This window comes from Haemophilus haemolyticus M19501, from assembly GCF_000222025.1.
Classification (GTDB): Bacteria; Pseudomonadota; Gammaproteobacteria; order Enterobacterales; family Pasteurellaceae; genus Haemophilus; species Haemophilus haemolyticus_G.
In genome coordinates, this window is sequence record NZ_AFQO01000015.1 from 108194 (window position 1) to 128718 (window position 20525).

Consider the following 20525-nt stretch of genomic DNA (forward strand, 5'->3'; position numbering starts at 1 on the left):
AAAACTTATTCGTATCGCAAAGCAGCGGCAGGTTCTACTTTCGCAGCTCGATAAGCGGGATAAAGTGTAGAAAGTAAAGAAAGCAACAAGGAAAATCCAATGACAAAAATCATTTGAATAAAAGATAATTCTGTCGGTAAAAAAACACCCTGTGGATTTACCGCACTTACAATGTCCGTTAAATTCAACGTGACTAAAACACCCAAAATAGCACCGAGCAATGTGCCAACAAATCCCACCAGTAATCCTTGATAAATAAACACTGAACGCACTTGGGATTTTGTTAAGCCCTGAGTTTGCAAGATCGCAATTTCCCCTTGTTTATCCACCACCATCAAACTTAATGAAGTCACGATATTGGAAATCGCCACGACAATGATCAAACTAATCAACAATCCCATCATATTTTTTTCCATTCTCACCGCTTGGAAAAATTCACCTTTTTGCACACGCCAATCCGTAATTTTTTGTGTTGGGAAATGTTGTGGGAGTTCTGTAATTTGGAACGGATCATTCAAAAATAAACGATAGCCCTGAGCTTGCTGCGGTTGAATACGCATTAAGCGACCAATATCTGTAATATTAGCAAAGGATTCGTAACCAGATGCTTCGCCATAATCATAATAAATATCGCTAACCGTAAATAAACGCTGCATTGGCACGCGACCAAACGGTGTATATTGGCTGTTTTCCGTAATCATCAAACGGATTTTATCCCCTACATTCACGCCCAATTTTTTGGCCAGTTGATCACCAATGACCAATTTAAATTCACCTGTCGGTAAAATTTCATTAAATTTAGCCTGATCAAAAGATTCAACCAAGGGATCATCAGAAAATGATTGAATACCAATGATTTGTCCTGCACTCACGCCTTTTGTCGTTTGATAAATCACATTTGTTGTATTGATCGGCACCGCTTTTTGGACAAAGAGCGGTAAATTTTCTAATGTTTTTTCTGTAGAAATGGTCTGTTCTTCACTCACAATCGCGTGAGGAATAGAAGATAGCACCTGTTGTTTTTGGTAACCTTCTAATCCATTCATCACAGAAAGCACGATAATCAATGCCATCACACCTAGCACAATCCCTAGGCTTGCAAGATTAGCCACTAATTGGCCAAAACGATCCGCACTTTTCGCACGCCAATAACGTAGCGCAATATAAAGAGAAATAGGAAAATTCATTATTTTTGATTTAATTGTTGTACAAATTCTTCGATGTTTTGCATTACTTTGCCAACTAATGTAGTCACTGCACTATCACTCGCCCAAGCAATATGCGGGGTGATAATTAAATTAGGCATAGTTTTTGCAGCTAAAATTAACGGATTATCTTTTTCTGGTGGCTCTTTTACCATTACATCCAAAGCCGCTCCGCCTAAATGCCCCGTTTTTAACGCATCAACTAAGGCAACTTCATCAATCAAAGGCCCACGCCCTGTATTAATCAAAAATGCACCTTTTTTCATTTTGGATAAGGTGTCTGCATTAATTAAATTCTTTGTTGTTTCAGTTAATGGGCAATGCAACGTCACAATATCCGCTTGTCTTAATACTTCCTCAAATGGCGTATAACCTTCACGGCAAAAAGTGGCATCTTTGTGTTCTGCATAAAGCACCTTCATTCCCACGGCATTCGCCAAACGCCCCACTTCTGTCCCTAAGCAACCTTTACCAAATACGCCTAATGTTGAACCGCGCACATCTGTAATTGGGTAATCAAAATAACAAAATTGTTTGCTTTTAGGCCATTTTGCTTCCGATTGATCGCGTAACCAACCTGCAAAGCTGTGTTTTAAAGAAAAAATCAGACCGATTACGTGTTCTGGTACTGTTGTGCTGGAATAACCTGTCACATTACGCACGGCGATGCCCATTTCTTCTGCGGCCACAAGATCAACATTATTTGTACCCGTTGCAGTAATCGCAATCAACTTTAACTTAGGTAATTGTTTTAACGTTTCTCGATCAAAAATGGCTTTGCTCGTAATAACAATATCAGCATCTTTCGCTCTTTCAATCGTTTCTGCAGAAGAAGTATGCTCATATTCAATCCAAGTATGCGCAAAACTTGGACGAGGAATAGGGATATGGTTCGGGATAGCTGTACTATCCAAAAAGACGATATTCATTGTTTCTCCTTTTATATACAAAGTGCGGTCAAAATTAACCGCACTTTTGGTGAAATATTTTCTTAGATTGAAGTATCCAGTTCAGGGAAAGATTTTACTAAATCATCAATGGCTTTTATTTGAGAGACAAAACCTTCAAGAGCAGAAAGAGGCAATGCAGAAGGACCATCACACTTCGCTTGATTTGGATTTGGATGCGCTTCTAAGAATAAACCTGCAATTCCTACTGCTAAACCAGAACGCGCTAATTCTGTTACTTGCGCGCGACGACCACCTGATGCAGCTCCAAATGGATCACGGCATTGAAGTGAATGGGTTACATCAAAAATAACTGGGCTACCCTTAGATGCTTTTTTCATAACACTAAAGCCAAGCATATCCACAATTAAATTATCGTATCCAAAGTTTGTTCCACGATCACAAAGAATGATTTTATCGTTGCCACATTCTTCGATTTTTTCCACGATATTACCCATTTGACCAGGGCTTAAAAATTGTGGTTTTTTCACATTAATCACTGCGCCTGTTTTCGCCATCGCTTCAACAAGATCTGTTTGACGAGCCAAAAAGGCTGGAAGTTGAATAATATCGACAACATCTGCAACGGGCTGACATTGATAGATTTCGTGTACATCGGTAATAATTTTTACACCGAATGTATCTTTTAATTCTTGGAAAATTTTTAAGCCTTCTTCTATACCAGGACCGCGGTAAGAATGAATAGATGATCGATTCGCTTTGTCAAAAGAAGCTTTAAATACGTAAGGCACGCCAAGTTTCTCCGTCACTTTCACGTAAGCTTCGCAGACTTGCATCGCCATATCACGACTTTCAAGTACGTTCATTCCACCAAAAAGCACGAAAGGTTTGTCATTTGCAACATCAATATTGCCAATTTTTACAATTTTATTTTGCATAAATTTTCCTTAAATCAATGGAGGGGAAAAGGATCTTTATCAATCTCGCCCTTAAGTTCTAAAAGTTGAGTTCGGATTAAAGCTGCAGTTGGGTCTTCCGGACAACGTTCCACAAAAAATTCTAAATCTTTTAATGCCGAAGAGTAAGCACCCATCTGAGCTAAAACTAAACCGCGATCACGGATGTGATAAGGATCTTCATCATTACCAATCAGTAAATTCTCAATATAACGGTATGCCATGTCGTTATGCTCTTCGCGGATGAGCGCATTCTTCGCCAGTTGCTCAAAACGAGAATAAAGTAAAGAAAGATCGGCTCTATCAAGTTCTTCAGGTTGAATTTGCACACCAAAGCCAAATGCACCTTCATAAAGTTGCTGTAATTTTTCTTGCGATATATAAGTGCCATCCCAAGGATCAATAAAAGCTACTTCATCTCTGACTTCGGCACGTAAAATGAGCTGTGTTGGGAAATTTACTGGGTAAATCGGCAAATCCAATACCTCGGCTAAATAAAGCACAATTGCTCCAAGAGTCACTGGCATTCCTTGATGATGCTCCAATACATAAGGCAAATATAAATTGCGTGCGTAGAAATACTCTTCTGAATCGCAATGAAAGCCCCAATCACCATAAAATAGCTGTAGTAACTGATGAATCTGCTCTTCTTTCGGCCAATCTGGCGAAATTTCTTTACGCGCTCGACGTACAAGCCCGCCAATTTTTCCCCGAAGTTGCGCTTCTGATGTACCATCATCTGAGATGGTATTATAAAAATGCACAAATTGATCATATAACGCACGTCGATAATATTTCATTACTTCTTCCAAAAACCTAAAGTGACGCGCTCATTGTCGCCATAATCACGCACGGTTTCAACCATTTCCCAATGATTTTCTTGGAAAATCGACCGCACTTTTTCGCCTTGTTGCCATCCGTGTTCAAGCAATAATGCGCCATTAGAATTCAAATAACTCGGCGATAATTCAATAATATGACGTAAATCAGCATAACCCGCATCATTGGCAACTAATGCAGAAAGCGGTTCAAAACGCACATCTCCTTGATGTAAATGTTCATCTTTAGCATCAATATAAGGCGGATTGCTGACAATAAGATCAAACTGCCCTGTTATATTTTCAAACCAACGGCTCTGCAAAAATTGCACATTTAACTTATTTTTTTCTGCATTAGATTGAGCTAACGCCACAACATCAGGCATAAGATCAACACCAATGATTTCTAATGAAATCTGCTGTTTTTGACAAATAGAGGAAAGCTCCGATGCTAATGCTAACGCGATAGCGCCTGTGCCAGTGCCGAGATCAAGAATACGAAAGTGCGGTGGATTTTCTTCCAGTTTTTCTAAGGCAATTTGTAATGCCTTTTCCACTAAAATTTCGGTATCTGGTCTTGGAATCAGAGTGCCTTTTGAGACATTTAACGGCAACGACCAAAATTCTTTTTCACCAAGAATATAAGCAATAGGTTCGCCTTTTAGACGACGATCTAAAAGTGCGGTCAATTTTAACCGCACTTTTTCATCAATCTCGGTATCATCAAAAGCAAGGATTTGCGTACGCGATTTGTCCGTTGCGTGTTGAAGAAGCACAAGTGCATCAATTTTACTATTTTCAGTGGGATTTTTTTGTGCCAAATCAGCAATCGCTTGTGCCAGCCATTCTTTATAATTCATTATTTTTCGTCTTTTAACACAATTGTGCCAGCCACTAAATCCGTTAAAGAACGACGATCATCGCGCACAAGTGCAACAATACCGCTAATAATCAATAAGAAACTCGTCCATGCTAACAAAATATCAATAATCTCACGGCCGATGTATTTACCAAATTCAACAGGCTGATTGGTATGATAATTAAATACACGCAAGCCTAACCAGCGTTTTGCCATAGTTTGACCATAAGTTTTCATGAAATATAACTGAAAACCAGCATATACAATCGTCCCCACTACACCAGCAAAATCCCCCAATGCAAAACCGAGACCAACCATCACCCAAAGCACAAGCCCATTAATCATACTCGCAAGCCAACGTTTAAAACGGCTTGCTTGAGCGGGTTGAGAAGGTTTGAAAGCAGAAGAAAATTCAGCATCTTTTTGATTTTCAATGATCATTTTATTTCCCTGTAAAGTTAAAAAGGACATCTGAAATCAGATGCCCCTATCATTAATTCTGTTCAGACAATGCCGCCAACTGATCCGCTTGATATTCGGTAATAATCGGCTGAATCAGTTCATCAATTTTACCATTCATCACTTCATCCAAACGGTAAATTGTGAGATTGATGCGGTGATCTGTGACTCGACCTTGCGGATAATTATATGTACGGATTTTATCGGAGCGATCGCCCGAACCTAATAAGTTACGGCGTATATCTGTTTGTTCTGCGGCTTGGCGTTCTTGCTCTGCTTGAACAATACGTGACGCTAATACCGACATTGCTTTCGCTTTATTTTTGTGCTGTGAACGCTCATCCTGACATTCCACCACAATACCTGTTGGAATATGTGTAATACGAACCGCAGAATCCGTTGTATTTACGTGCTGACCACCAGCGCCTGATGAGCGGTAAGTATCAATACGTAAATCTGCAGGATTAATTTCTGGCATTTCAGATTCTGGCAATTCTGGCATTACCGCGACAGTACAAGCAGAAGTGTGGATACGCCCTTGCGATTCAGTTTTTGGTACACGTTGCACACGATGACCGCCAGATTCAAACTTTAACTGACCATACACACCTTCGCCAGTGACTTTAACAATCACCTCTTTATAACCGCCTTGCTCACTTTCGTTAGCACTTAGCATTTCTACACGCCAGCGTTTACTTTCAGCATAGCGACTGTACATACGGAATAAATCACCCGCAAAAATACCCGCTTCATCACCGCCTGTTCCCGCACGAATTTCTAAATAGCAGTTATATTCATCATTAGGATCTTTCGGCAGTAAAAGAATTTGAAGTTGTTGTTCCACTTCTTCAATTTCCGCTTTGGATTCTTCGATTTCCATTTGCGCCATTTCTTTCATTTCAGGATCGTCGAGCAATATTTCAGCTTCTTCAATATTTTGATTTAATTGCGTCCAACGATTAAAACATTTCACCACTTCTTCAAGTTGCGAATATTCTTTAGAATACGCACGGAATTTATCCTGATCACTAATTACAGAAACATCGCCCAATAAGGCTTCTAGCTCTTCATAACGTTCTTTTAAACTTTCTAATTTTGCAATAATGGAATCTTTCATCATTTATAAGTCACCGAAAATAAAATCGGCGTATTCTAGCCGATTTTAGGGAAAATTGACAGTGAAAAGGAAATTAAGAATCTCAGACGCTTTATTTGTGATTTACCACTATTTATTGGAGTCTTCTTTTTGATTGCTCACGATATTTATCACACCCTTCTTGACTATGTAAATCGCAAGCATCGCCAAAATATTTTTTGGCTTTGGATTTATCTTTTTCCAACTCACCTAGCTTAATTAACACTTTCGGATCTTTACCTGTTCTGGGTAATATTGGGTAAAATACACCGCTCCGCCACCAATCACCTCCAATAATAAAACGGCTAAGGTTAATTTTTCTTCATTATTTTTATCCTTATTAGACTTATAATTAAATAAAACACAATTTTTACTCGCCAATATAAGCTGTAAACGTGTTATTACATCTCCCCTCTATTCAACTTACCGTAAAACTCACAACCTTGTTGATCGCCATTATCACAAGCCTTACCAAGCCATTCTTTAGCTAAAGATTTATTTACTTGAACTCCTTTTCCAAACCAATATAGTCCCCCCATTATAAATTGAGCCTTTGCATTCCCTTGCTCCGCCGCTTTGCGATACCATTTCACGGCTTCAAAATCATCTTGTTTGACACCATGCCCGTTGTAATACATACTGCCCAAATTAACTTGAGCCATTGCATACCCCTGCTCCGCCGCTTTGCGATACCATTTCATCGCTTCGAAATAATCTTGTTTCACACCTTGTCCATTGTCATACATCACGCCCAAATTATATTGAGCATTTTTTTGTCCCTGTTCAGCCAAAGGCAACCAAAGTTTAAAGGCTGTTTGATAGTCCCCCCTCGTAGTGGCTTCAAAACCTTGTTGGAATTGCTGCTTGGGCGTATCTGCCCAAGCAGTAGAATGAAAAGAAGCAAGTGAAAAGCCAAGAATAGCAGTAGTAATAAGTGTTTTTGAGAATTTCATAAAATCGTCCATTTATTAATCAATAATTGAAATAACCAAACATTTTTTGTTTAGCAAGATGTTTTGTTGTACTCTCTGTAAAGAGAGTACAACACCCAGTATACTGGGTGTAAAATGACTAAAAATTGAACTATTTAATTAGGGGGGAATTGGGGGGATTAAGACTGAAAAAAGTGAGCAATCTTGCTCACTTTCAGCTATTAAATACGCGCGACATCAAACTTCGCCAAATTAATGTCATCTTCTGTGCCATAAAACATAGCAAGAGCATGGCGTAACGTTTCAGCTCGTTTTGGTAAACCTTTTTCTACATACGTTTTCACTTGCTCATACACGGCTTGTTTAAAAGGCTGTGTATCGCCCGGATTGCCATTTAAATTATCCGCACTGGCAAAATAACGAAAACCTGCCGCTGTTGCCAAAATCCATTCTAATGCTTGCGGCTTCACTTCCACTTTTTCAAAATCACGCTGGCGTTCTTCAGAACGTCCATCTGGCTCATACCAATAACCAAAATCTTCTAGTTTACGGCGTTCTTTGCCTGCCACTAACCAATGGGCAATTTCGTGCAATGCACTGCTATAAAATCCTCGCGCAAAATAAATCGCGTTATAAGGCACTTCATCATTTGCGGGTAAATAAATGGGCTCATCACCGCCTTTAACCAATCGCGTATTATATTCTTCTTCAAAACATTGATTAAAAATCACAATGATGTCCTCAAGTTTATGTTCCATGCTTTCTCCAAATATTTTTATCAATAAAGTCTCTCAAAAGGTTTGAGAATTATCTCATTTTTAATGGCTTTCACAAAACCTCAATTAAATAAAAAACCGCCTGAATAATCATTTCAGACAGTTTTTAAATGATAAAGAGCGACCAGATTTTCAGGTATTTTTAATTAGGAATTTGACCGCACTTTTTGCGTAGAGATAAGGAAAAGGTCGGACGTTTACAGTATCAGTAATGGAACTATAATTTACTTTCGACCAATATCCTTATACGTTAGACTTAATCCACTCATTAAATGTAGATTGTATAATACCTGCATTATATACAATACCTATATTAGGTATAGGGTTGTTTATAGATGTAAACCAATTTTCAACATTTTGATTACTGTTCTGAGCTTTTAATCCATCAATAAAATTAATATATGATCGCCATGAATACATTAATCTACGGTAATCATTTTTATCTCCTAATGATGAAAGATTAGATGCTTCAGTGACAGCTGTACCAATCCATACTTTTTCATTAATTCCAACACCTTTCCGTCCTGTTTTAATAACTAAATCGTACCCTGTCGACATTCCTATTCCTGCTCGGATAGGAGCAATCCCTCTTTGTTCTAACATCTTATTAAACATATTGATAAATGTGTTTGCATCGAAGGTTTTATTTGCACAATTTAGAATATCTTTCTGAAAAGGCGTATTATAAATTGCATAAACACAATCTCCACGAATACCTATCTCAAGCATGAATCCATCATCATCTCTTAGTATTTCAATCAGTTCAGAAATAAATGCTCTGATTACTTTTGCGGTTTTCTCCTGATTCTTGCTTGTAAATAATTTACTTGAATTCCGAATATCTATAAAAATACTGGTTAACCATGTCCTATATCCATTTTCAAAAGTAAAACTACCATCTACTGGTAATTTCTCCTTTTCTTCTATGATCATATGATTATCTAGAATACTTTCTACTCGGTTTTTTCCCTGTATATAGTCATACTCTGACATTGTTATCTCCTATTTCTGAAAAATGTAAAGCCACGAAACCAATAAAAAAATAATGCTTATACCACTTATTTTTACTCCCTTATTATAATTTTTAAATTTTTGTTCACAAATCTTGGAGTTGATATATATTTGTGAAACTAAGTCTTCAATGTATTTATTCAAATTAGTCGCTTCAAGACGGTTTAAATAGGCTTGTTGGTTCCTGTTTGATGCAATATGCCCGAAGAAAATATTAGATTTTCTATCCTCGTTATTGGTTATTTTTGCCATCAAGGCCTTGCTTAGAAAGTAAAGTCCAATTATGAAACATATAGCTGATACCAAAAATATAAGCATAAAAATAAATAAAACAACTTCATCTGTTCTATTTCTAGGATTTGCACAAAAAACACTTTTTATAAATTCTGTTGTGGGTGTTTTTAAAGTAGATAAAATGGTTAAAATAGCGCCAAAAAATGAGAACCAAAATGATACTTTGGTATCACAATTTGAAATAAACCCAATAATCCTATCAAGAGTTAAATGCAATTTATCCGTATCGCTCGATAATTTCCATTGTTGCTTATACATTTTTTACCTTTATCTGTTAAATTTTCTTAATTATTTGGGGAATAAGATAATAATTCAATAGTTATTAGAAAAATAATTTTCTCAGTAGAATAAATTTCACATTAATCCTCTCACCTTCACGTCTAAAATCACAGTTTTTCAACAACAGCCATCTACACCTACAAACCTTTTAAGATGGTCTTGATATCGTATGGATTACACATATGAACGTGATAGATACAGTCCATTCAAGCTAATTAGTCAAGTTACTTCCTAAATTTTTATAACCTACGATTCGCTTTATCTTTATTATTCCTATTACCTAGGGCATTCAGAAATGTTTAAATTGATTGTGGATGCACTAAAAGTAAAAGCCATCTGAAATTTTCAGAGAGCTTTTTATTATGAAGTGCGGTCAGATTTTTAGATGTTTTTGCAAATTCAATTCAAAATTAGACCGCTTGTTTGATCTAAAGCCAGTCTATTCATCTTCCCCTCTCTATCTAGGGATTTAATAAGCGTTTGAAATAAAAAAAGTGAGCCCAAATGCTCACCTTATAAACTAATATTTAGTAATTATCCGAACACCTTTTCCAAGTGTTCTTGGTACTCTGTTAAGTATTGTTCTACTTGTGGATTTTTAATCACATCGTTACATAAGAATGTCGGCAGACGGCTCAATCCGATAAACTCGTTGAGTTTATGGAAGTGCATGTATAAAGCATCCACACCTTTGCCTTCGAAGAAGTCACCTTCGCGGGTGAAGGCTTCAATCGGCGCATTCCAAGTAAGTGAAAGCATGTGTTTTTTGCCTTGCAACAAGCCACCTGTGCCGTAGCCTTCAGTTGGATTGGTACGATGGCGACCATCGCTGTGGTAAAGCTTGCCGTGTCCAGCGGTTAATACTTCGTCTATGTATTTTTTCACTGTCCAAGGTTCGTGCATCCACCAACCTGGCATCTGCCAAATCACGGCATCCATCCACAAGAATTTTTCAATTTCTGCTTCAACATCATAGCTGGCATCAATCACGGTTTCTTGTACATTGTGTCCAAGTGCGGTCAAAACTTCTTTCGCTTTTTTGTGAAGTGTGTGGTTCAACTCGCCATGTGAATGACCAAACTCTTTTCCACCGTCTAATAATAAAATATTCATCTTTGCTCCTAAAATAAATAATTCAAACAGGGATTTTATTATGCTGTTTTACTTTATACTTAAAAAGTGCAAAAATAAAAAAACTCTTTTGCGTTAAACAGAATAATAAAATGAAAACAACTTCTGAAGAATTAACGGTATTTGTGCAAGTAGTCGAAAATGGCAGTTTCAGCCGCGCAGCCAACCAGCTATCAATGGCAAATTCAGCGGTAAGCCGCGTGGTGAAAAGACTAGAAGAAAAATTAGGTGTAAACCTAATCAACCGCACTACTAGACAACTTAGACTAACAGAAGAAGGCTTACAATATTTTCGTCGCGTACAGAAAGTTCTACAAGAAATGGCCGCAGCAGAAGCCGAAATGTTGGCAGTGCACGAAGTTCCACAAGGCGTACTACGAGTAGATTCTGCTATGCCGATGGTGTTACATCTACTAGTGCCACTGTCTGCGAAATTCAACAAACGCTATCCGCATATTCAACTTTCGCTCGTTTCTTCCGAAGGCTATATCAATCTGATTGAACGCAAAGTCGATATTGCCTTACGAGCTGGAGAGTTAGATGATTCTGGGTTGCGTGCTCGTCATCTGTTTGATAGCCACTTCCGCGTAGTCGCCAGTCCAGAATACTTGGCAAAACATGGCACACCACAATCAACTGAAGATCTTGCCAACCATCAATGTTTAGGCTTCACCGAGCCTACTTTTCTAAATACATGGGCAGTTTTCGATGCTCAAGGAAATTCCTATAAAATCTCACCGCACTTTACCGCCAGCAGCGGTGAAATCTTACGGTCATTATGCCTTTCAGGTTGTGGTATCGCTTGCTTATCAGATTTTTTGGTAGACAATGACATCGCTGAAGGAAAATTAATTCCCCTACTGACTGAACAAACCTCCAATAAAACGCCCCCTTCAATGCTGTTTATTACAGCGATAAAGCAATTAATCTTCGCCTACGCGTATTTTTGGATTTTTTGGTGGAGGAACTGGGGAAAATATAAGCGGGATCTTTACGAGTTCATTCATACCAATAAATCCCCCTGTAAACGGTCATCAAGCATGGTCACACGGTTTAATAAAAGCGGCGAAAAATAAAGCAGCTTATTAAAAGTGCGGTAGAATTTAGATTAATCTCGAATCTATCTTTGATAAACTAAAAAGTAGATATGAAGAAAGTGAAAAAAATAAAGCGGTCAATAGACCGCTTTTTCATAAATTATCGTCTGCAAACATTCTCACATGGAATACCATCACCATCACGATCTAAACGGCTTTCGCCACATTCATTTAAATGGTATTTAGCTTCTGCACAAGAAGCCATTTCTTTGCAATATTTTCTTTCTCCACAACTAAACTGTTCCAAATCAGCTTTTTTGCTTTTCGCTAAGGCTGGAGAAGAAATAACGAAAAGTGAAGTTAAAATTAGCATTACTTTTTTCATGTAATTTCCTTAGATTAGCTCTATCGTTCACCATTTCCATCATCATCGGTATACTAAAAACAGCAGCCACTAGATACTAAGGATAATCCTCTCCCCCATCCGGATATTTGCACCTTTTCAACCTATTTAAAGTCATCTTCCAACCACGAATAAAGCCATATTTCTGTAAAGCTAAAATGGCATAATTTGAACAACTAGGCTCAAAGCGACAAGCATTACGGATTCTGAGAGGAGCTAGATGTTGATAAAGTAAAATAAATTGGATACTAAGCCAAGCCATCAATCATTTTTTTCACGTCTAAAAGTGATAACTTTATGAACCTTGGCTGTTGTTTTTCCTCCAGAAAAACACCCTGCTGCTTCTTCAGTAGAAAAATCATCTATTCGAAAGAACTCCCAACCTAACCCAGCCTGCTCATTTACTAGCTCTTGTAAATAGTCTGCTGCCGCAGTTTGAATATTCTTTCTTTGCGCAATAATATGGGGTGCAGCTTGAATCATTTTATATTCATATTGCATAACCAAATTCTCCTTAGGTTTGTTTTATTAAAATAAATCTCCACGTCCAGCACATAATAGTCATACTAAAAATAACATGACAGAGAATAAACTCATCATCTTGCATAAACGCCCATTCTTTATAAGTTCGATTGCAAGAAATAACGAGCATTTCGTTATCTACTTGTTAAAAATGCTTAATCAATTCGATCTTCTGTACCATAAAATTGAGCCAACGCATGACGCAAGGTTTCAGCTCGTTTTGGTAAACCTTTTTCCGCATAGGTTTTCACTTGCTCATACACGGCTTGTTTAAAAGGCTGTGTATCGCCCGGATTGCCATTCAAATTATCCGCACTAGCAAAATAACGAAAACCCGCCGCAGTCGCTAAAATCCATTCCAACGCTTGAGGTTTCACTTCAACCTTTTCAAAATCACGCTGGCGTTCTTCTGAACGTCCATCTGGCTCATACCAATAACCAAAATCTTCTAGTTTACGACGTTCTTTGCCTGCCACTAACCAATGGGCAATTTCGTGCAATGCACTGCTGTAAAAGCCTCGCGCAAAATAAATTGCGTTATAAGGCACTTCATCATTTGCGGGTAAATAAATGGGTTCTTCACCGCCTTTGACTAAGCGAGTGTTGTATTCCTCTTCAAAACATTGATTAAAAATTGCAATAATATCTTCTAATTTATGTTCCATGGTATCGACTCCTAAAAAACCGCGAGATTATATCACCAGAGGCTCATTTGTTCTTGTTTATTTTCTTCAGGTAAATTGACATGTAGTCCAATCAAACGAATCGATCGCCCTTTTGATCGCATAAAAATTTGAGGAAGTAATTGCTGAAAACTCTCCAAAGAAAGTGGCAAACCTGTTTTCTCTAAAGTGGTTACTTGAAAATCTTCAAATTTAAGCTTTACGCCAATTTTACGGAATGAAGATAACGGTATATTACGACTAACACGTTCAAGGCGACGAATTAACTCGTCATAAAGATTATTCAATAAGGCTAAAGCTTGCTCAACTGTGTGAATGTTCTCAATCAACGTCTGTTCTACGCCAACTGATTTACGTTCACGATGGGCTTGTACTTCACGATCATCAATGCCATGACTAAAATCCCAAATACGTTTACCCGCTTTACCAAATTGGTTTAATAAGACGATTTGATCAAAGTTTTGAATGTCAGCACAAGTTTCTAATCCCATATCGAGTAATCGTTGTGATGTTACTTTACCCACACCAGGAATTTTATTTAAAGATAAGGTTTTAATAAATTCCTCGACTTCATTCGGCTTAATCACAAATTGCCCATTAGGTTTATTCATATCCGAAGCGATTTTGGCAAGGAATTTTAAAGGTGCCACACCTGCCGAGGCAGTTAAATTCAACTCATCAAAAATTGCTTGACGGATTTCTTGTGCGATCCAGGTCGCAGAGCCTGAACATTTTTGGCAGTGCGTGACATCTAAATAAGCTTCATCTAAAGAAAGTGGTTCAATAATATCGGTGTAACGATGGAAGATTTGATGAATTTGTGCCGAAACCTGTTTATACAACGTCATATTCACAGGCACAAGAATGAGATTCGGACACTTTTTTATGGCTTGAGCCGTTGGCATTGCACTATGCAAACCAAATTTTCTCGCCTCATAATTACAAGTTGTTAATACACCACGTTGACGAGAAGAACCACCTACAGCAACAGGCTTTCCCTGCAAATTAGGATTTTCACGAATTTCAATTGATGCGTAAAAACAATCCATATCAATGTGAATAATTTTTTTGTCTTGTAGCATAAAAAAAGTGCGGTTAAATATTTTCTAATATTAATCAAGCAAACAACTGTTTAAATATACACTTAAATTAATATACTTGCAATTTAACCTTTTATAAATGCCCTTTAAAGCAGCAATTCAATCAATCTCAACTTTCCCTACCTTTCTTTTTTTGCTAGACTACGCAAAATTTTGGGGCTGATTCTGGATTCGACGGGATTAGCGAAGCCCAAGGTGCACGTCGAGGTGCGGTAGGCCTCGTAAATAAACCGCAAAAAAATAGTCGCAAACGACGAACAATACGCTTTAGCAGCTTAATAACCTGCATTTAGCCTTCGCGCCCCAGCTTCCGCTCGTAAGACGGGGATAACGCGGAGTCAAACCAAAACGAGATCGTGTGAAAGCCACCGTTTGAGGATCGAAGCACTAAATTGAATCAAACTAGCTTAAGTTTAGCGTGTCTGTCCGCATGCTTAAGTGAAATTAAAGACGAGACTAAACGTGTAGTACTGAAGGTAGAGTAATTTCGGACGGGGGTTCAACTCCCCCCAGCTCCACCAAACAAAAAAAATTAAAGCCTTGATTATCAAGGCTTTAATTTTATCTAATCATTAACAAATTCTCGGCAGCGGTTCATTTGTTGGTAAATCTAACAATCGACTTTGTCCAAAAATGCCCACTAAACGCACTTTTTTATCGGTTGTCACTTCACCAATCACAGCCGCATTTTCACCTAATGGATGACGACGAAGTGCGGTCAAAATTTCTGGTGTTTTTTCATCTGAAGCAACGATAACAAGCTTTCCTTCATTAGCGAAGTTTAATGCTTCAAGACCAAGTAATTCACAAATTCCGCGCACTTCTTGGCGAATTGGTAAGTCCTGTTCATCAATATTAATGCCTAGCTGTTGCGCCTGTGCAAATTCATGCAAAACAGCATTGACTCCCCCACGGGTTGCATCTCGAACTGCTTTCACGCCATCTACTTCGCGTAAATTTTCAATCAATGGATACAGCACGGCGCAATCACTATGAAGATCCGTTTGGATACCCAGTTTTTCACGTAAATTTAAGATTGTTGCGCCATGATCCCCAATAGTGCCGCTAACAATGATTTTATCGCCTGCTTGAATTTTATGAACGCCCCAATCCAAATTTTGAGGAATAACACCAATTCCACTGGTATTGATAAAAATCTTATCCACTGCGCCTTTTTGTACCACTTTTGTATCGCCAGTAACAACCTGAATGCCCACAGCTTTTGCGGTTTCAGCCATTGATTGAATAATTGCTTTAAGATCCGCAAGTGGCAATCCTTCTTCCAAAATAAAGCCACAGGATAAGTATTTTGGTATCGCCCCGCACACCGCCACATCATTTGCTGTGCCGCACACCGCTAATTTCCCGATATTACCACCAGGGAAAAAAATGGGATCAATCACAAAACTATCTGTGCTAAATGACAGTGTTTCGCCTTGCTTTGCTAATTCGGTTAATGGAATTCTTGCCTGATCTTCCCCTTGCACCAAAATAGGATTTGCAAAGGCTTCTACAAAATAATCTTGGATCAATTTTTGCATAGCTGCACCGCCATTACCGTGCGCCATAGTGATAAATTCGCTCATTTTATTCTCTCCGATATTGATAATAGGCTGCACATGCGCCTTCGGAAGAAACCATTAATGCGCCATAAGCATTATCTGGATTACAACCTGTGCCAAATAATGGGCAATCAGATGGTTTACAACGCCCAGTCAAGACATCACCACAACGAGAATTAGGATCATCGGCCACCTGTTGAGCTTGGCTTTGGAAATAAATTTCGGCATCAAATTCACGATAAGCATCCGTCAATTCCACGCCAGATTGTTCAATTTCTCCCAATCCACGCCATTCACTGCTTGCTTTAAGCTGGAATACTTCTTGCATTGAACGTTGGGCTAAAGCATTTCCGTGATCATCAACAATGCGTTTATATTGATTTTCGATTTCACAACGGCCATCAACAAATTGCTGCACTAACATTACAATCGCCTGCAAAATATCTAAAGGTTCAAAACCTGTAATCACAAAAGGTTTGTGATATTTATCGACAATCCCTTGATAAGGCGATGAACCAATCACCATACTTACATGCCCTGGTGCAAGAAAACCATCAATTTTGACTTGATCTTGTGCCAGCAAGCTATGTAACGTTGGAATAATCGTGATGTTTTGGCAAACAATCCAGAAATTTTTTGTTCCTAGTTTTTTGGCTTGTTGAAGCGTCACTGCTGTGCTCGGCATAGTCGTTTCAAATCCTAAGGAAAAAAAGACGACTTTTTTATTCGGATTATTTTGTGCAATATTCAACGCATCCAAAGGTGAATACACAATGCGAACATCTGCGCCTTTCGCTTTGGCTTCTAAAAGCGAACCTTTGCGACCTTTCACCCGCATTGCATCACCAAAGGTACAAAAAATGACATCAGGTTTCAGCGCAATTTCAATACAAACATCAATACGCCCCATCGGAAGCACACAGACAGGGCAACCAGGGCCATGAATAAATTCGATACTTTTTGGCAATAGCCGATCCAATCCAAATTTAAAAATCGTATGGGTATGTCCGCCACATACTTCCATTAAATACAATGGATTCTGCGCCGTAAAGTGCGGCATTTTTTCCATCAGTTTTTCAAGTTGCGCCACTAAACTACGGGCAAGTTCAGGATCGCGAAATTCATCAACAAATCGCATCGATTATCCTTGTTTACGTTGTTGTTCTAGCCAATTTAACCACTCACTGAGACCTTGTTCAGTGGTAGCGGAAAGTTGAATCACTTCAATATTTGGATTCACACGTTTTGCATTGGCAATGCATTGTTTTACATCAAATTTCAAGTAAGGTAATAAATCCACTTTATTTAAAATCATCAAACTTGATGCGGCAAACATGTGAGGATATTTAAGTGGTTTATCTTCGCCTTCTGTCACTGATAGAATCACCACTTTAGCTTTTTCACCAAGATCAAATTCAGATGGACAAACTAAATTTCCCACATTTTCGATAAACATAATGCTGTCAACTTGAGGTCTTAATTTCACCATTGCTTCGCTAATCATTTGTGCATCCAAGTGGCAGCCTTTGCCTGTATTTACTTGAATAGCCGGCACGCCAGTAGCACGAATACGATCTGCATCATTTTCAGTTTGTTGATCGCCTTCAATGACATAACAAGTGCGGTCATTTTTGAGGGCATTTAGTGTCGTCGTTAAAAGGGTGGTTTTGCCTGAACCCGGACTCGATACAAGATTCAAGGATAAAATATGTTGTTTAGCAAAGAATGCTCGGTTGTGATCAGCTAATTGATTATTTTTTCCGAGAACATCTTGTTCGATTTTTAACAAACGTTTTTGAGTATCGTCTGCATCGACTGGTTTATTGAAATGAAATGTTGAATGTGAAAAGTTTGGCGTACCTGATTGATGACTTCCTTGATCATCATGAGTATGAGGCAATTCACCAATACGGACTTGCTCTGGATGTCCGCAGCCACAGGTTGTACACATAAATCCTCCGTTTTAATGTGCTTATTTGGGCTGAGGTTTCAAACTGACTTTCAACAGAAATGATGTTTAAAACCCTCAAAGCCCTTAGCTTTGTCAACAAATTTGCAACAAGCATAGCACAATCAAAATTCGGCTTTTTGATGAAGATCATAAACTGATAATTTCTGTGGCTAATTCGTTAATAAATCCATGATGATGGGATGAAATCAAAATGGGTAAGGAAAGTTCTCGCAAAAGTGCGGTCAATTTTTCAGTATTTTTTCGATCTAATCCATTGGTGGGCTCATCTAATAATAAGATTTTTGGTTGCATCGCTAAGACACCCGCAAGTGCGGTAAAATTTTTTTCACCACCAGATAAGGTATGCACCATACGATCTTTTAAACGTGTAATACCAAGACGTTCTAATTGCTGCTCTGCGATATGATACGCCTGCTCTCTAGGCACATTTTGGTTTAATGGTCCAAAGGCAATATCATCCAATACTGTTGGGCCAAAAAGTTGATCATCAGCATTTTGAAAACAAATACCAATCGTGCCACGAAATGGCGCAAAATCTTTTTCTTTACGACAAACTTTGCCAAATAGTTTAATTTCCCCCTTGGTTACTGGAACAAATCCCAACAAAGCAAGCAGTAAAGTGGTTTTTCCTGAGCCAATTTCCCCTTGTACGATAAGACGTTTTTGACCTTCCAAGGTAAAACTCAAATCTTGAATAATCGCTCTACCATTGCGTTCTATACAAAGATTATTTACAGCTAACATATTATTTTTCTCTCTTTTTGCCAAACTGAAAACCACGACATTTTAACGCCATTTGCACAGTTTCGGCTTTCAACAGGGCATGAATCAATAATAAAGCGACACTTTGAGCGGTCACATAAAGGGTTCGGCGATTAAGTCCTGGACGAAATCCACGAGCGCGCATGGCAATATCCATTTTTTGACGCAATTCGCCAAGCAGTGCAATGTAACGTACAGTCAGCACAAAAAGTTGAATTAATTTTTCTGGCAAAGGCAATTTGCCAATGGCTTGAACAAGCACCGCATCATTAATATTCCACAAAAAAAGCCAAAGAGAAATCAACAATAAATGAGTACGCAAACTCAATTTTTCTGCTAATTCTATACCTTGAAAATTGAGTTCAATGCCATTTTCGCCAATTTTCCAACTTAATGTCGCCCACATTAAAGCAATAAAAATGATTAAAGCAAACCAACGTTTAAGATAGGGCAAAAAAGATTTTTGACTGAACTGCAGTGAAATAAAAAAGAGAGAAACTGCAAGCACATTAAGGGGGATAAGCCAAGTGAGATCACTCAATCCACTAATAATTAGCCCCCAGATAAATAGATAAATCAACCTAAAGTGCGGTTGAAATAAGTGATGAATTTTCATTAAGAGACATTCTCGATACGATTCATGACTTCAGGATACATTTTACCAAGCAAGGTAATCACTCCTACGCTGATAATACTATCCAAAATAAATACCGGAATATGAGAGACTAGCAAGAGCCAAACAAGATTCAGATAACTTTTTCCACCATCTAACATCAGCACAAAAGAAGCAAGTGCGCCTGCCCCGCCAACGCCAATTACGCCAGCTCCAATACCGACGAATAAGCGATCTTTTAAAGCTATGTGCGGTTGTAAACGAGAACGAAAAAGATAATGAGCAATCACTGCAGGCGTTGCCATCACGCATAGATTGACGCCTAACACTGCAAATCCGCCAAAAGAAAAGAAGATGACTTGCAATAAAAGGGCGATAAGAAACGCAGGAAAAACAGCCCACCCAAGGAATAAACCAGCCATACCATTTAAAATTAAATGCACACTGCCAATACCTACGGGGACATGAATGGTTCCAGCCACAAAAAATGCCGCAGCAAAAAGTGCGGTGAGCGGTAAACGTTCTGATTCTAAACGACGCAACCCCACGGCAATTCCCACAACAGCAAGCACTACGCCAGCTAATAAAATAGGCGTATGTAACACGCCTTCAGATAAATGCATTAAATACGTCCTTGTTTAATTTTACGCGCATTACGTAAAGCAATAAGTCCAGCAATACCAACGATATAACCGATTCCACCTAAAATATCATGCAAATAAATTTTATCTTTTAAATGCGCAATATCTTCACGAAGCAGCATTAAATCTGCACCGCTTTGATTTTCGGCAGATGTATGAGCGGCAACCACTGACGCGCGGTGTCCTTCATCGCCTTCCACCACCACTTTTAAGGTGGTATGTGGCACATCAGCAATAGAAAGCTTAAATGCACCTTGGCGGTCTGTTTTTCCAGTTAAAACGGGATCAGAAACACCCGAGCGGAAAACTTCTAAATAAGTTTCAGCTGCAGGGGTCATATCAGAATAATAGGATTTGCCAGAGAGTGTTTGCCCATCATATTGGGCAAACACATAAAGCGCGTGGGCATAAGCATTCGGGAGATAGCAAGCCGCAAAAAGTGCGGTTAAAAAAACAATTTTCTTCAT

At 38.5% G+C, this 20525-nt stretch carries 24 protein-coding genes, 1 other RNA gene and 1 pseudogene; 2 read left to right on the forward strand and 24 right to left on the reverse strand.

What is annotated here, in order from left to right:
• Nucleotides 1-5: 5 nt before the first annotated feature.
• The 12 genes from GG9_RS01635 to GG9_RS01580 form a co-directional block, all read right to left on the reverse strand.
• Nucleotides 6-1187: a lipoprotein-releasing ABC transporter permease subunit gene (locus GG9_RS01635; RefSeq protein ID WP_005632380.1), complete on the reverse strand. Its 1182-nt coding sequence runs from the start codon at nucleotides 1185-1187 to the stop codon at nucleotides 6-8.
• A complete protein-coding gene (locus GG9_RS01630; RefSeq protein WP_005632381.1) occupies nucleotides 1187-2134 on the reverse strand; it encodes a 2-hydroxyacid dehydrogenase in 948 nt (315 codons plus the stop codon). Before GG9_RS01630 ends, GG9_RS01635 begins: the two co-directional genes overlap by 1 nt.
• Before the next feature lie 62 nt (nucleotides 2135-2196).
• Nucleotides 2197-3051 (reverse strand): 3-deoxy-8-phosphooctulonate synthase, encoded by an 855-nt coding sequence (gene kdsA, locus GG9_RS01625; RefSeq protein WP_005632382.1) that lies wholly within the window; start codon nucleotides 3049-3051, stop codon nucleotides 2197-2199.
• A 14-nt stretch (nucleotides 3052-3065) separates the two neighbouring features.
• Nucleotides 3066-3869 (reverse strand): SirB1 family protein, encoded by an 804-nt coding sequence (locus GG9_RS01620; protein WP_005632383.1) that lies wholly within the window; start codon nucleotides 3867-3869, stop codon nucleotides 3066-3068.
• A complete protein-coding gene (gene prmC, locus GG9_RS01615; RefSeq protein WP_005632385.1) occupies nucleotides 3869-4747 on the reverse strand; it encodes a peptide chain release factor N(5)-glutamine methyltransferase in 879 nt (292 codons plus the stop codon). Before prmC ends, GG9_RS01620 begins: the two co-directional genes overlap by 1 nt.
• On the reverse strand, nucleotides 4747-5187 hold the full coding sequence (locus GG9_RS01610) for an RDD family protein (RefSeq protein WP_005644900.1): 441 nt from the start codon (nucleotides 5185-5187) through the stop codon (nucleotides 4747-4749). Before GG9_RS01610 ends, prmC begins: the two co-directional genes overlap by 1 nt.
• Nucleotides 5188-5239: 52 nt before the next feature.
• On the reverse strand, nucleotides 5240-6322 hold the full coding sequence (prfA, locus tag GG9_RS01605; protein WP_032825163.1) for a peptide chain release factor 1: 1083 nt from the start codon (nucleotides 6320-6322) through the stop codon (nucleotides 5240-5242).
• 419 nt (nucleotides 6323-6741) lie between these two features.
• Nucleotides 6742-7293 (reverse strand): tetratricopeptide repeat protein, encoded by a 552-nt coding sequence (locus GG9_RS01600; protein ID WP_032825137.1) that lies wholly within the window; start codon nucleotides 7291-7293, stop codon nucleotides 6742-6744.
• A gap of 200 nt (nucleotides 7294-7493) precedes the next feature.
• Nucleotides 7494-8030, reverse strand: coding sequence for an elongation factor P hydroxylase (locus tag GG9_RS01595; RefSeq protein WP_005632394.1), 537 nt, complete (start codon nucleotides 8028-8030; stop codon nucleotides 7494-7496).
• Nucleotides 8031-8291: 261 nt separating this feature from the next.
• A complete protein-coding gene (locus tag GG9_RS01590) occupies nucleotides 8292-9041 on the reverse strand; it encodes an adenylate/guanylate cyclase domain-containing protein (protein ID WP_005632397.1) in 750 nt (249 codons plus the stop codon).
• Between the two features lie 9 nt (nucleotides 9042-9050).
• On the reverse strand, nucleotides 9051-9611 hold the full coding sequence (locus GG9_RS01585) for a Pycsar system effector family protein (RefSeq protein WP_005632400.1): 561 nt from the start codon (nucleotides 9609-9611) through the stop codon (nucleotides 9051-9053).
• 555 nt (nucleotides 9612-10166) lie between these two features.
• Nucleotides 10167-10745: an NAD(P)H-dependent oxidoreductase gene (locus GG9_RS01580; protein WP_005632404.1), complete on the reverse strand. Its 579-nt coding sequence runs from the start codon at nucleotides 10743-10745 to the stop codon at nucleotides 10167-10169.
• Between the two features lie 110 nt (nucleotides 10746-10855).
• On the opposite strand from GG9_RS01580, the pseudogene GG9_RS01575 reads away from it, so the two are divergent.
• Nucleotides 10856-11745 (forward strand): annotated as a pseudogene (locus GG9_RS01575) (LysR substrate-binding domain-containing protein).
• A gap of 215 nt (nucleotides 11746-11960) precedes the next feature.
• Here GG9_RS01575 and GG9_RS01570 read toward each other — a convergent pair.
• The 5 genes from GG9_RS01570 to dinB all read right to left on the reverse strand — a co-directional run bounded on the left by GG9_RS01570 (nucleotide 11961) and on the right by dinB (nucleotide 14490).
• Nucleotides 11961-12185: an excalibur calcium-binding domain-containing protein gene (locus tag GG9_RS01570; RefSeq protein WP_005632410.1), complete on the reverse strand. Its 225-nt coding sequence runs from the start codon at nucleotides 12183-12185 to the stop codon at nucleotides 11961-11963.
• A 76-nt stretch (nucleotides 12186-12261) separates the two neighbouring features.
• Nucleotides 12262-12465: a membrane protein insertion efficiency factor YidD gene (gene yidD, locus GG9_RS09365; RefSeq protein WP_005632412.1), complete on the reverse strand. Its 204-nt coding sequence runs from the start codon at nucleotides 12463-12465 to the stop codon at nucleotides 12262-12264.
• On the reverse strand, nucleotides 12465-12704 hold the full coding sequence (locus GG9_RS01565) for a hypothetical protein (protein ID WP_005632416.1): 240 nt from the start codon (nucleotides 12702-12704) through the stop codon (nucleotides 12465-12467). The genes yidD and GG9_RS01565 overlap by 1 nt, the downstream gene beginning before the upstream one ends.
• Nucleotides 12705-12880: 176 nt before the next feature.
• On the reverse strand, nucleotides 12881-13390 hold the full coding sequence (locus GG9_RS01560) for an elongation factor P hydroxylase (protein WP_005632418.1): 510 nt from the start codon (nucleotides 13388-13390) through the stop codon (nucleotides 12881-12883).
• A 32-nt stretch (nucleotides 13391-13422) separates the two neighbouring features.
• A complete protein-coding gene (gene dinB, locus GG9_RS01555; RefSeq protein ID WP_005632419.1) occupies nucleotides 13423-14490 on the reverse strand; it encodes a DNA polymerase IV in 1068 nt (355 codons plus the stop codon).
• A gap of 173 nt (nucleotides 14491-14663) precedes the next feature.
• On the opposite strand from dinB, the gene ssrA reads away from it, so the two are divergent.
• Nucleotides 14664-15029: a transfer-messenger RNA gene (gene ssrA, locus GG9_RS09370) on the forward strand.
• Between the two features lie 51 nt (nucleotides 15030-15080).
• Here ssrA and hypE read toward each other — a convergent pair.
• The 7 genes from hypE to GG9_RS01520 all read right to left on the reverse strand — a co-directional run bounded on the left by hypE (nucleotide 15081) and on the right by GG9_RS01520 (nucleotide 20525).
• The gene (hypE, locus tag GG9_RS01550; protein WP_005632421.1) at nucleotides 15081-16094 is read right to left on the reverse strand and encodes a hydrogenase expression/formation protein HypE; all 1014 of its coding nucleotides are present in this window, start codon (nucleotides 16092-16094) and stop codon (nucleotides 15081-15083) included.
• A 1-nt stretch (nucleotide 16095) separates the two neighbouring features.
• Nucleotides 16096-17208, reverse strand: coding sequence for a hydrogenase formation protein HypD (hypD, locus tag GG9_RS01545; RefSeq protein ID WP_005632422.1), 1113 nt, complete (start codon nucleotides 17206-17208; stop codon nucleotides 16096-16098).
• Nucleotides 17209-17211: 3 nt separating this feature from the next.
• Nucleotides 17212-18021 (reverse strand): hydrogenase nickel incorporation protein HypB, encoded by an 810-nt coding sequence (gene hypB, locus GG9_RS01540; protein WP_005632424.1) that lies wholly within the window; start codon nucleotides 18019-18021, stop codon nucleotides 17212-17214.
• A gap of 147 nt (nucleotides 18022-18168) precedes the next feature.
• Nucleotides 18169-18786, reverse strand: coding sequence for an energy-coupling factor ABC transporter ATP-binding protein (locus GG9_RS01535; RefSeq protein ID WP_005632426.1), 618 nt, complete (start codon nucleotides 18784-18786; stop codon nucleotides 18169-18171).
• Nucleotide 18787: 1 nt separating this feature from the next.
• A complete protein-coding gene (locus tag GG9_RS01530) occupies nucleotides 18788-19420 on the reverse strand; it encodes an energy-coupling factor transporter transmembrane component T family protein (protein WP_005632427.1) in 633 nt (210 codons plus the stop codon).
• On the reverse strand, nucleotides 19420-20040 hold the full coding sequence (cbiM, locus tag GG9_RS01525) for a cobalt transporter CbiM (protein ID WP_005632429.1): 621 nt from the start codon (nucleotides 20038-20040) through the stop codon (nucleotides 19420-19422). The genes GG9_RS01530 and cbiM overlap by 1 nt, the downstream gene beginning before the upstream one ends.
• Nucleotides 20040-20525, reverse strand: coding sequence for a hypothetical protein (locus GG9_RS01520; protein ID WP_005632431.1), 486 nt, complete (start codon nucleotides 20523-20525; stop codon nucleotides 20040-20042). The genes cbiM and GG9_RS01520 overlap by 1 nt, the downstream gene beginning before the upstream one ends.